The sequence below is a fragment of the Streptomyces sp. NPDC050546 genome, from assembly GCF_044457425.1.
In the GTDB taxonomy this organism is placed as follows: Bacteria; Actinomycetota; Actinomycetes; order Streptomycetales; family Streptomycetaceae; genus Streptomyces.
Window position 1 is genome coordinate 131,916 of record NZ_JBITGX010000023.1, and the last position, 11,065, is coordinate 142,980.

An 11,065-nucleotide genomic window follows, 5' to 3' on the forward strand; every position below is an offset into this window, starting at 1 on the left:
CGACGGGCCGGCGACGTCACATGGTGAACGCCGAGAACCGCACCAGCGCGGTCTCGGCGTTCTCGTACTCCACCCGCACCTGCACCACGTGTGCCTCGGCCGAGGCGGGCAGCCCGTCCTCGTGGCTCACGTCGAGACACAGGGCGCCACAGGGGTCGCCCGTGCGGAGCTCCGGCGCGTTCGGATACGTCTCCCGCAGCCAGGCGCGTACGTCCTCGCGCGGCATCCGCAGCACCGCCGAGTACGCGGTGTCGATGCCGTGCTGCACGGTGCAGCGCTCGGGCTGGACGTCCGCGGGGCGCTCGGCGCCGCCGAAGGCCAGGGCCTCGGCGCAGGGCACCTTCGCCGGGTCGCCAGCGCGCGGGTCGTCCTCGTCCGACAGCACCCACATGAACATGCCGACGATCAGGAACCCGAGGACGAGCACGGGCAGGGCCAGGATCGCCAGGACCAGCCCCCACCGGGTGCGCCCCCTGCCCTTTTCCGGCCCGTTGCCCGCTGCCACCACGGTGATCGCCCCCTCCATGTCCGCCGGTGAGGAGGACGGGTTCGGGTACCCGGAGGTTGCGCTTGACCGGATCGTGTCAGCCGAGGGCTGACAGGGTCTGTCGGGGCTTGCCACCCCCCTCCCCGCATGGGGGAGGATGTTGGAATCCGTACGAAGGGAAATTCACGGTGACCATCGACCCGTCCTCGATTCCGAACTTCGGGGGCCAGCCCGAGCCGCAGCCCGGCGGCCCGGCCGGCCCCGTCGTCCCGGATCAGGACCTCGTGAAGCAGCTCCTCGACCAGATGGAGCTCAAGTACGTCGTCGACGACGAGGGAGACCTCGCGGCGCCGTGGGAGCAGTTCCGCACCTACTTCATGTTCCGGGGTGAGGGAGACCAGCAGGTCTTCTCCGTGCGGACGTTCTACGACCGGCCCCACGAGATCGAGGCGAAGCCGCAGATCCTGGAGTCGATCGACGACTGGAACCGCCGCACCCTGTGGCCCAAGGTCTACAGCCACACCCACGACGACGGCACGGTCCGCCTGATCGGCGAGGCCCAGATGCTGATCGGCATGGGTGTCAGCCTGGAGCACTTCGTCTCCTCGACGGTCAGCTGGGTGCGCGCCGCGATCGAGTTCGACAAGTGGCTCATCGAGCAGCTCGGTCTCGAGGAGGAGATCAACGAGGCGGAGAAGCCCGAAGACGAAGAGTAGGGCCGGCGAGGCCCCGCCCCAGCGGCGCGTCGGCGCGTACGAGCAGGTACGTGCTGTACGCGCCGTATGCCTTTCCGGGGCCCGTCCGCGACTGGCCGCCCCCCTCAGCCGCCGCTGACGCCCTTCAGCCGTCGTACGGCCTCCTCCAGCACCCCCGTCCGCTTGCAGAACGCGAACCGCACGAACGGGGCGCCCTCCTCGCGGTGGTCGTAGAAGACCGCGTTGGGGATGGCGACGACACCGGCCCGTTCCGGCAGGGCGCGGCAGAAGGCGAAGCCGTCGCTCTCGCCGAGGGGGCGGATGTCGGTGGTGACGAAGTAGGTCCCCGAGGGGCGGAACACCCGGAACCCGGCCTCCTCAAGGCCCACCGCCAGCAGGTTCCGCTTGAGCAGCATGTCGTCCCGGAACGCCGTGAAGTACGACTCGGGCAGCGCCAGCGCCTCGGCGACCGCGTACTGGAACGGGCCCGCCGAGACGTACGTCAGGTACTGCTTCGCCGAGCGCACCGCTGTGACCAGCTCCGGGGCCGCCGTCACCCAGCCGACTTTCCAGCCGGTGAAGGAGTACGTCTTGCCGGCCGAACCGATCGTCACCGTGCGCTCGCGCATCCCCGGGAACGTCGCCAGCGGCACGTGCTCGGCCTCGTCGAAGACCAGGTGCTCGTACACCTCGTCGGTCACCACGAGCAGATCGCGCTCCACGGCCAGCTCGGCGATCGCGGCCAGCTCCTCGCGGGTGAGGACCGTGCCGGTCGGGTTGTGCGGAGTGTTGATCAGCAGCAGCCGGGTGCGGTCGGTGACGGCGTCGCGCAGCTCGTCCAGGTCGAGGCGGAAGCGGCCCTCGTCCTCGTGGGCGCGGAGGGTGACCGGCACCCGGCGCCCGCCCGCCATCGCGATGCACGCCGCGTACGAGTCGTAGTACGGCTCCAGGGCGATCACCTCGTCGCCGGGCTCCACCAGGGCCAGCAGCGAGGCCGCGATGGCCTCCGTGGCCCCGGCGGTGACCAGGACCTCCGTGTCGGGGTCGTGGGACAGGCCGTAGCGCCGCAGCTGATGGGAGGCGACCGCGGTGCGCAGCTCGGGGACACCGGGGCCCGGCGGGTACTGATTGCCGCGGCCGTCCCGCAGCGCCCGTACGGCGGCCTCCCTGACCTCCTCGGGGCCGTCGGTGTCGGGGAAGCCCTGTCCGAGGTTGATGGCACCGGTGCTCAGGGCCATGGCGGACATCTCGGCGAAGATCGTCGTCCCGAACTCGGCGAGCCGGCGATTGAGGAGGGGACGCGCACTGGAGGTCATGCCGGCCATCCTGCGCCGAAGCTCTGGAGTTCCTCAACTCACCTTCGGGGATGAGCACCTGCGCGGGTATGCAAGACACCTTCGCTGAGCAGGGGGAGGGCTGTCGACGGCTGTCGTGATCTGTCGTCGTTGGCCGCCCCCGGACGGCCCACAGACGGCCCGGCCCGCGAGCGGAGTGGGCGGGGCCGTCTGTGGGTGTGTGGCACGGCTGCGGCGTATCTGTCCGTGGACGGGGCCCTGAGCCCGAACATCGTTGCGCGACCTTCTCCGCCATATCATGGCGGCTCGCTCATCGCGCGCGGCCCGGCCCGCGGCTTGGGGCCTGTGCTCCAGTGTCCGCCCCGCTCCAGCCGCTGGCGCCCAAGCCGCGCGGACGCCGACCTCATGGTATGCAATTGGGAGCAACTTCCTGGATGAGCGCACTTACTGCGACAGGATGCGAGAAGATCCGGCGAAGCCATAGATTGTGAGGACTTGTGGAATCAGAGGCTGAACAGGTCGCTTCGAGCCGCATCGACTCTTGCAGGCAGACCGGAGCGAGTGAGCTCGATCTCTCCGACCTGGGTCTGAGTACCCTTCCTGAGACGCTGAGCGAGCTCACCCAGCTCACCCAGCTCACCCAGCTCACGCAGCTCAGCTTGAATAACAACGGTCTGACGTCGATCCCTGACTCGCTGGGTAACCTCGCGCGACTCACCGAGCTTGACCTGAGCGGAAACGAGCTGACGTCGATCCCGGACTCGCTGGGTAATCTCACGCAACTCACTCAGCTCAACCTGAGCGAAAATCAGCTGGCCGCTGTTCCTGACTTCCTGGGAAACCTCACACAACTCACTGAGCTCAACCTGAACGACAATCAGCTGACGTCCGTCCCGGTGTCACTTGGTAGGCTCTGCCGAATCACCGAGCTCGACCTGGGAGACAACCAGCTGACCTGTGCACCCAGCTTCCTAGTGGGATTCACGCAACTCACGTCACTTGATCTGAGTCGTAACCAGCTGACGTCGATCCCCGACTCGCTGGGTAACCTCGCGCGACTCACCAAGCTTGACCTGAGTGGAAACCAGCTGATGTCGATCCCGGACTCGCTGGGTAATCTCACGCAACTCACTCAGCTCAACCTGAGCGAAAATCAGCTGGCCGCTGTTCCTGACTTCCTGGGAAACCTCACACAACTCACTGAGCTCAACTTGGGCGAAAATGGACTGGCAGTCATTCCTGAAATCCTAGGAAATCTAACCAAACTCGACACGCTCAATTTGAGTGGTAACACACTGACGTCGGTTCCTTACACGCTGACTAGCTTAACCTGCCTCGAAAACCTCAACCTGAGTCACAACCGTTTGACCTTTGTCCCAGAGGCGTTGGGAAATCTCACCGAGCTGTTCTCGCTAAGCCTGTGCGGCAATCAGCTGGAGTCTATTCCAGAGTCACTCACGAATCTCACAAAACTCAGAACACTGGAGCTGTACGAAAACCGCTTGACGTCCGTGCCAGAGTCGGTGGGTAACCTCACACAGTTGACGGAATTGCGGCTCGACGCAAACCAGTTGACTGTCATTCCGGAATCGCTAGGCAGTCTGACCCAACTCAACCGTCTTGACCTCGATAATAACCAACTAACATCCATTCCAGAGTCGCTTTGCAACCTCGGCGAGTTGGAGTACCTTTATCTTTTCAATAATCGACTAACGTCGATCCCTGAAATGATAGGCAACCTTACAAACCTCGAACTCCTCAACCTGAGTGACAATGAGTTGGAATCTCTCCCTGACTCTCTGGGAAGCCTTACCGAGTTGTCCTGGATGAGCGTCAATGACAATCAGCTGCGATCAATTCCAGAGTCTTTTGGGCATCTCGGCCAACTTAGCTGGCTCGGCATGAAAGGAAACCGTCTAACATCGCTACCTGAGTCGCTGGGAAATCTAACCAACCTCATTTCACTCTTCTTGAATGAAAATGAGTTGACGTCCCTCCCGAGCTCGCTGGGTAATCTAACAAGACTTCTCCAGTTGTCTCTAAGTGGCAATCAATTGACCTCGCCGCCGCCGGAGATTTGTTCGGCTGGGGCGAAAGCTGTGACTTCTTTTCTTTCTGAAATGCGGCGCGATCCCGTGCGTCAATGGGCATCGAAGATTGTGGTGGTGGGCGAGGGGCGAGTAGGTAAGACGTCTCTTCTGCGGGCATTGAGGGGAGAGCCCCATAACCTCCAGGAGGCGAGTACACATGGGCTTACAGTCGATAGCCTAGACCTGGCCCACCCCAATCCTCCAAATGATGAGAATATCATCATGCGCCTGAGTACCTGGGATTTTGGAGGCCAGGAGATCTATCACGCAACTCATCAGTTCTTCCTGACAGACCGTTCTCTATTCCTGCTGCTTTGGGATGCACAAATCGGGTGGGAAGGGAGCAAGCTACATTATTGGCTGGACATGATTAAGGCGCGCGCCCCTCAAGCGCCCGTGGTTCTGGTAGCCACTCACCTAGGGCCGCGCCCACCGGACCTTCCACTCACGGAACTCAAGGAGACGTATCCCGGCCTTATTGTGGCGAGCCTGGCCGCAGACAGTGAAACTCGTCAGGGTCTCGAGGAGGTTAGGGAATGCATTCGTCGACAAGCAGCGTGCCTGCCCTTGATGGGCATTAATTGGCCTCGCCGATGGCTTGAGGCAAGTGATGCGGTACGGGCGGCCGAATCGAAGCACGTCGAACCCGAGCAGTTGTACGCCCTGATGGCCCAGCATGGAGTGACAGAGGATGCGCATCAACAGGCGTTGACTGCCGCCCTGCACAGCCTAGGCGACTTGCTTTTCTACCCCGAGGACGAGGAGCTATGTGACCTCGTTGTTTTACGACCGCAGTGGCTGACGGCGTATATCAGCCGAGTTTTGGACTCTGAGAAAGTCCTTGAGGATGGTGGACTCTTCAATCACCATTTGGGCAATGAAATTTGGCAGGACGTCGAAAGGGCCATGCGTCGACACTTCATCAGGATGATGGAGAACTTTGATTTGTCCTACCGCACCGAGGATCGAATGAGCAGTCTGGTTGTGGAGCTGCTTCCTTGGGATCCTCCACCCTACCAGGAGCGATGGGACGCGTTGCTAAGCGAAGGGCAGCGCGAAGTGCGGCTGCGCTTCAGAATGCACACTGTTCCCCCCGGCATCCCCACTTGGTTCATCGCTCGGGAGCACCGATTCTCCACCGGACTGCGCTGGCGTTCTGGCGCCTTGCTTGGGCATCCCGACGGGGAGCATTTTGGCCTAATAGTGGTAGATCGACACGGCAAAACAGCAGAGATTCGAGTGCGCGGCCCATACCCGCATGACTTTTTCGCAGTTCTCAAAGACGGCTTCGAGCAGACCTTGCAGCGCTACCCTGGCCTCGACGTCAGCCGCTCAGTTCCTTGCCCGCACAAGGACGACAACGGAAACTATTGTTCTCACGAATTCTCTCATACTCAGCTGATGGCTCGGCTATCCCGTAATCCTCCCCGCGAAAGTATCGAATGCCCGGAACATCTGGAAGACCTCGATGTACGGACATTGCTACAGGGCATCGAGCCTCCGCCTCTTCGGCGTTCGCAGGCTCTGGCGGTTGAGGTGCTTGCCAAGCTCGATCAGCTGCAACTTGATGCGCAGGGTCGGCACGAAGAAGTGCAAGATCGGTTCGACCAGACCGCAATACACTTGGATCAGGAATTGGAGCGGACTCGGGCAGAAGTTTCGGCCGTAATTTCCGAGCAGCAGCGCTCCTTCCTGGCAACGTTCAGGCGTGAACAGTCACGCAATGAGGTGCTGTGTCCGAGCCTGGTGTGGGTGCGGCGGGCGACGCGCCGACGTGCCGCGGGGTTGCTCTCGGGTGAGGTGTTTCAGTTGCATCTATGCTGCGAGGCGCCGGGAGAATGGCACCTCCTAGCCGACGTGGATCCCTATGAGGTGCCCGCGTCCACCTTCACCAACTCTGTGCTCCTTCCGTATTTGCAGCGCACACTCGGGGTCCTGAAGTACGTGGTTCCGGTATTCGGTGCTGGCCTAGGAATGGCGTCAGAAGATATGGCTAAGGCGCTCAAGGATGACCTCGAATTAATGAAGGCCATGTTGGACGGGTTGCCTGAGGAGATGCGAATGCGGATGACCGATGAAAACGTTCAGTCCATGGTTAGAGCGGAGGATCACGCTGAATACCGCCGCATGTACGAGCTCCTTAAGAACCTTGACCCGGCCGAAGTTTGGGGAAATCTAAACAAGATCACAACTCCTGAAGGTCACACCTATTGGCTTTGCCGGGAACATGCTCAGGTTTATCGCCCTCCTGTGCCAGTTGTAGACCCTGTTCGCCCCCATGTCCCGCTCGCACCGGAAATAGATCCTGGCAACGTCTCCGACTGAACTGGCTCGATCGAAGAACTAGCCCAGATGAGGTGGGGGAGGTGCAGAACGTAGCTCAGGGCGGGCTGCTGTCCGCCCTGGATCACGTGCCGGGGCGGGCAGCAACGTCAGCCGGCATGAGACGGCTAGTGAAGCCTTCTGCGCAAAGCCGCTCAAAGGCGGCTGCAACGGTGTCTGGTACGTCCTGCTCGATGGCCAGGCCCAACCTGGGGAAGACGAGCACCCGTTGCAGGGCGCCCACGATCATGTCGATTACCATGCGAGCGTCTCCGATGGAATCGGCGTACTCCTCCAAACCCATCGGGGTGGATGCGCACACCACTTCGACCTCGGGCCAGAGCTTCCGCATCATGGCGTACGAGCGCCGCTCCTCGTACGGTTTGGTCACGAGCAGGACGGACGAGACCTTGACGTCGGCCTCTGCCAGCACCGCTTTCGAGAACTCGATGTTCTCGCCGGTGTTCGTGGCACGCGGTTCCAGGAGTACCGCGGACTCGGGCACCCCGAGCTGCAACGCCCGCTCTCGGTAGTGGACAGCCTCACCGCGCGGCATGCGTGCCCGGGTCGTGGGGCTGGTGGCCCCCGTGAGGACGATGACTGGCGCCATGCCTTGGTGGTACAACTCCGCTGTCACGTCGGCCACACCAAGGTCGTGACTTCCCAGCCCCACCGCCGCGGAACACGGCCGTGGGTCATGGTGCATGAAGTGGTAGTCCCACAGGAGTCGAGCATCCGCCCATGCCTGTGCCGAGATCATTCCTGCCCCTTCCTGTCCTGCGTCGAGTCGGGAACCTTGAAGTCGTACTCCCACGCGAAGCGAGAAGCCGCGTGGAGGCCCACGGCGAACTCAACCACCGTGCCATCTGCCGTGTACGTGGTCCGGTGCAGCTCGACTACGGGCTCACCGGCGGGGAGTTGTAGGAGCTGCACTTCGTCCGCCGTCGGGATGCGGGCGAACAGGGCCTCTCTCATGTGGTCGATCTCGTATCCGGCGTCGTAGAGGACGCGGTACCCGCCACCCCGGCCGGCAGGCCCCGGGGTGGGGTCGACGATGCGTGTCCCCTCGACGTGCTCCGGCCTGTAGTAACTGGTCAGGGTGTGAGTCGGCTGCACCCCTTCCTTCACGAGTCGGGCGCGTGCGTACACCTCGGAGCCGACAGGGACGCCCAGCCCCTCCGCTACGAGGCTGTCGGCCTCGACGCGGCTCACGGTCTGCGTCTGCTCGTTGCGCTTGTACGCGCGTCCCGATGCGACGCGGTCCGCGATGAACGCGACTTCGTCACCGTCGCGCCACTTCGCCTTGTCGTACCGGGCGATACCCAGCCGCTTGAGCGCAACGCGCGGACGCACGACGGTGCCGTGTCCGCGCGTCGACGTCACAAGGCCTTCAGCCTCCAAGGCCTTATAGGCCTTGTGGACAGTCTCCTTTGAGCCTTCCCCCGCCTCTACTAGCTCTCTGATCTGGGGCAACTGGGCGCCCGGCGGCAACTGACCGGTCTTGATCTGCTCCGCGAACCTGTCCGCCAGGTCGCGCCACTTCGGTGCCACGCGGAACTCCTTTCGACGCAACCAGTGAACCACATAGTCCTAGGACTGTTGACAGTCCCAGGACTGCATGTCACTGTCATTTCAAGCCGGTCGCAGTCCTAGGACAGCGGACGGAAGGCCCTTCTTTGGGCTGCTCCAACAACTCAACAGCGTGATCCGCCACAGACGTGACGGCCGTGACCATGCCGGCCGAGGTGAGCGGAGACCAGTCGGTCACCTCCCGTCAGGGACACGCGCCGACTCAAAAGAACGGATCTGCCCAAGGGCACGCACGCCGCGCGAAGAGACCGAGATGCGATTCCTCGGAGAAGCGGGACTGAGGCACAGATCCATATCGCGCAGTACGGGCCGTCACCTCCCGCAAAAGGTGTCCGGCGCGGCTCAGGTCCGCGTATCGACTTCCGCCGCATCCGTGTGGCGGCCGGTTGCCTCCGCTGCTCGTCTCGCACGAGCAGCGCTGAGGGGAGCCGGATATCCCGACTTCAACGGCGCGCGGCCCCGGTGCTGGAACACCGGGACCGCTGTTCGGGCCGTTCCTGTCCGAGAGGAACCAGACCCAATGGGCCACATCGTTACTGTTCAGGACGCTGTTACCGCGTTCACCGACTTCATGGAGCCGACGGCTGCGGAGCTGGACGCGATCGAGCAGGAGATGCCCGTCATCCTGGCGGACGTTGACCTGCTCGACGCGCAGATCATCACCCTGGACCGCATCCCGACCGAGCTGGACAACCGGCGCCTGCGCCGGGCCCGCCGCCGGGCGCTGGCCGCGCGTATCGCCCTGACCAACCGCACCGCCGGCACCGCCCAGTCGGGGGGTGCGGCATGAGCGCCTCCGTCCGGAGCCTGAAGGACGTGCACGCCGAGGTGAAGGCCGAGATCACCCGGACCGACACCAAGACCGGTCTCCTGCTGGCGTTCGTCGGCGCGGTTCTCGCCGGCGCCTGGACGGTCACCCGCGACCTGCCGCTGAACTTGCCCGCCTACATCGCGGGCGGGCTCGGGATGGTGCTGCTGGTCGCGGCGGCCGGTCTGCTGCTGCGCTCGGCCCGGCCGAACCTGCGCGGCCGGCACGGCTTCCCGCTGTGGGCCACGCTCACCGCCGAGGAGATCACCGACGCCGTCACGACCGACCTGGCCGCCGACATCGCCGGACTGTCCCGGCTCGCGGTCACCAAGTTCACGTGCCTGCGCCGCGCGGTCGACCTGACCTGCGCCGGTGGGGCGCTGCTCATCCTGGCCGCCCTGCTCACCGCGGGGGGTGCGCTGTGAAGGCCGCGCACCTCCTGCGCATCACGAGGGCGAAGACGGTACTGCCCGCCGTGGCGATGACGGCAGTGTCCATGGTGCTCACCCTCGCCGTGGTCGTGATGTGGCTCGGTGAGGCGATGCCGAAGAGTGTCGCCCTGGTCGTCGGTCTCGGCCTGGACGGCGGGTGGCTGGCCACCCTCGCCTACGAACGCCGCCTAGCCGCCCAGGGCGACCACAGCACCCCGGTGACCGTGGTCGGTTGGGTATTCGGCGCCGCCGCAACCGGCGTCCTGGTCGCCCACGCACTCATGGCGGACAAGGACTCCATCGGGGCCTGGCTCGCCGTCTCCTGGCTGCCCCTGGCCGCGAAGGCACTGTGGCTGGTCCATGGCCTGTGGGAGCGCACCGCCCTCACCCCGGACGCGCTGGATGTGATCCAGGGCGTTCAGCAGGAGGCGCGCGACGAGGCGGCCGTGGCCCGCGCCCGGCTGCGGTCCGACGCCGCCACGGAGGAGGCCCGGTTGACGGCCGTGACGCAGGCCGGAGCCCGCGTCGCACACGTCCAGGCCAAGACCGCCCAGGCCCTCGCCGGGGCGTGGTCGACGCTGGAGAAGGCACGCCAGGGCGAGGACACCGGAAGGGCGCTGACCAGCGTGACGAGCCGCGTCACGCCCGACGTCACACCCCGCTGGGAACTGCCCGTCTGGGGGCCCACAGAGCCGGTTCCTGCGCTGGAGTCCGGTCCCGCCCTGACCGACGAGGCGCTTGACGTTCTGGTCGACGAGATCCGCCGCAGTGAGGTCCCCGCCCTTTCCTACCGCGAGATGGCCGCCCGCTTCCGCACGGCCGGCCACTCCGCCTCTGAGGTCCGGTTGCGGGCCGCGTGGAAGCGCGTGGCGTGATGGGTGCGCTGCCGGTGTTCCGGTGGCGCCTGGCCCCGGACGGCTACGCCACCCGCCGCCAGCTCCGGGCGCGCGGTCTGCGCCCCGGCGGACAGGACGTGGCCGCTCAACTCGAACGGCCACGCCGCCGCCGAGGGCCGCTGGTCGCCTACCTCTACCGCGTCGACCACGCCAAGCCGGTACGGCCCATGACGCCGGCGAAGTGGGCGGCCCTGGCCAAGGCCAACACCGCCCGCCGCACCTGCCCCGAATGCGGGCGGGATGCGGGCTACGTCATCCCCACCTCGCTCGGCATGTGTGTCACCTGCGCTTACCCCGACGAGTGCGCCGCCTGACCTGCGCGAATTCCTGAGACGGAGACAGTCTTGAAGACCACGGTGAGCACGCACAAGCTGCCCGGCTACGGCTCCACCCTGCGCACCTCCAAGCGGCTGACCGAGCAGGCCGTCAAGCTCGTGGCCCGCTCCGTGTC

The 11,065-nt window shown here is 64.6% G+C and carries 10 protein-coding genes; 6 read left to right on the plus strand and 4 right to left on the minus strand.

Going from position 1 to position 11,065, the window contains the following annotated elements; translation table 11 throughout:
* Window positions 1-16: 16 nt before the first annotated feature.
* A complete protein-coding gene (locus ACIBK5_RS39240) occupies window positions 17-526 on the minus strand; it encodes a hypothetical protein (RefSeq protein WP_399027556.1) in 510 nt (169 codons plus the stop codon).
* Between the two features lie 149 nt (window positions 527-675).
* Between ACIBK5_RS39240 and ACIBK5_RS39245 the strand changes: the two genes are divergently transcribed.
* Window positions 676-1,203 carry a YbjN domain-containing protein gene (locus tag ACIBK5_RS39245; RefSeq protein ID WP_031142427.1) on the plus strand — a complete coding sequence of 176 codons (528 nt, stop codon included), beginning with the start codon at window positions 676-678 and terminating at the stop codon, window positions 1,201-1,203.
* A 104-nt stretch (window positions 1,204-1,307) separates the two neighbouring features.
* Here ACIBK5_RS39245 and ACIBK5_RS39250 read toward each other — a convergent pair whose 3' ends face one another.
* Window positions 1,308-2,507: a pyridoxal phosphate-dependent aminotransferase gene (locus tag ACIBK5_RS39250; protein WP_399027559.1), complete on the minus strand. Its 1,200-nt coding sequence runs from the start codon at window positions 2,505-2,507 to the stop codon at window positions 1,308-1,310.
* A gap of 467 nt (window positions 2,508-2,974) precedes the next feature.
* On the opposite strand from ACIBK5_RS39250, the gene ACIBK5_RS39255 reads away from it, so the two are divergent.
* Entirely contained in the window at window positions 2,975-6,892 is a 3,918-nt protein-coding gene (locus tag ACIBK5_RS39255; RefSeq protein ID WP_399027560.1) for a leucine-rich repeat domain-containing protein, read from the plus strand.
* A gap of 82 nt (window positions 6,893-6,974) precedes the next feature.
* On the opposite strand, the gene ACIBK5_RS39260 is transcribed toward ACIBK5_RS39255, so the two are convergent.
* Together ACIBK5_RS39260 and ACIBK5_RS39265 are read right to left on the minus strand one after the other, a co-directional pair.
* Window positions 6,975-7,649 (minus strand): YdcF family protein, encoded by a 675-nt coding sequence (locus tag ACIBK5_RS39260; protein WP_399027563.1) that lies wholly within the window; start codon window positions 7,647-7,649, stop codon window positions 6,975-6,977.
* Window positions 7,646-8,440 carry a GntR family transcriptional regulator gene (locus tag ACIBK5_RS39265; RefSeq protein ID WP_399027565.1) on the minus strand — a complete coding sequence of 265 codons (795 nt, stop codon included), beginning with the start codon at window positions 8,438-8,440 and terminating at the stop codon, window positions 7,646-7,648. Before ACIBK5_RS39265 ends, ACIBK5_RS39260 begins: the two co-directional genes overlap by 4 nt.
* 559 nt (window positions 8,441-8,999) lie before the next feature.
* Between ACIBK5_RS39265 and ACIBK5_RS39270 the strand changes: the two genes are divergently transcribed.
* The 4 genes from ACIBK5_RS39270 to ACIBK5_RS39285 are packed head-to-tail and all read left to right on the plus strand — an operon-like array spanning window position 9,000 to window position 10,928.
* The gene (locus ACIBK5_RS39270; protein ID WP_399027567.1) at window positions 9,000-9,269 is read left to right on the plus strand and encodes a DUF6284 family protein; all 270 of its coding nucleotides are present in this window, start codon (window positions 9,000-9,002) and stop codon (window positions 9,267-9,269) included.
* Window positions 9,266-9,712: a Pycsar system effector family protein gene (locus ACIBK5_RS39275; protein WP_399027569.1), complete on the plus strand. Its 447-nt coding sequence runs from the start codon at window positions 9,266-9,268 to the stop codon at window positions 9,710-9,712. The genes ACIBK5_RS39270 and ACIBK5_RS39275 overlap by 4 nt, the downstream gene beginning before the upstream one ends.
* 56 nt (window positions 9,713-9,768) lie before the next feature.
* A complete protein-coding gene (locus ACIBK5_RS39280) occupies window positions 9,769-10,593 on the plus strand; it encodes a protein spdB (protein ID WP_399027576.1) in 825 nt (274 codons plus the stop codon).
* Window positions 10,593-10,928: an RRQRL motif-containing zinc-binding protein gene (locus ACIBK5_RS39285; RefSeq protein WP_399027570.1), complete on the plus strand. Its 336-nt coding sequence runs from the start codon at window positions 10,593-10,595 to the stop codon at window positions 10,926-10,928. The genes ACIBK5_RS39280 and ACIBK5_RS39285 overlap by 1 nt, the downstream gene beginning before the upstream one ends.
* Window positions 10,929-11,065: the final 137 nt, after the last annotated feature.

Bases quoted from the DNA above. Each gene is read 5' to 3' on its own strand.
- ACIBK5_RS39280 (WP_399027576.1), top strand. From the start codon at position 9,769: ATGACGGCAGTGTCCATGGTGCTCACCCTCGCCGTGGTCGTGATGTGG.
- ACIBK5_RS39240 (WP_399027556.1), bottom strand. From the start codon at position 526: ATGGAGGGGGCGATCACCGTGGTGGCAGCGGGCAACGGGCCGGAAAAG.
- ACIBK5_RS39260 (WP_399027563.1), bottom strand. From the start codon at position 7,649: ATGATCTCGGCACAGGCATGGGCGGATGCTCGACTCCTGTGGGACTAC.
- ACIBK5_RS39275 (WP_399027569.1), top strand. From the start codon at position 9,266: ATGAGCGCCTCCGTCCGGAGCCTGAAGGACGTGCACGCCGAGGTGAAG.
- ACIBK5_RS39285 (WP_399027570.1), top strand. From the start codon at position 10,593: ATGGGTGCGCTGCCGGTGTTCCGGTGGCGCCTGGCCCCGGACGGCTAC.
- ACIBK5_RS39250 (WP_399027559.1), bottom strand. From the start codon at position 2,507: ATGGCCGGCATGACCTCCAGTGCGCGTCCCCTCCTCAATCGCCGGCTC.
- ACIBK5_RS39270 (WP_399027567.1), top strand. From the start codon at position 9,000: ATGGGCCACATCGTTACTGTTCAGGACGCTGTTACCGCGTTCACCGAC.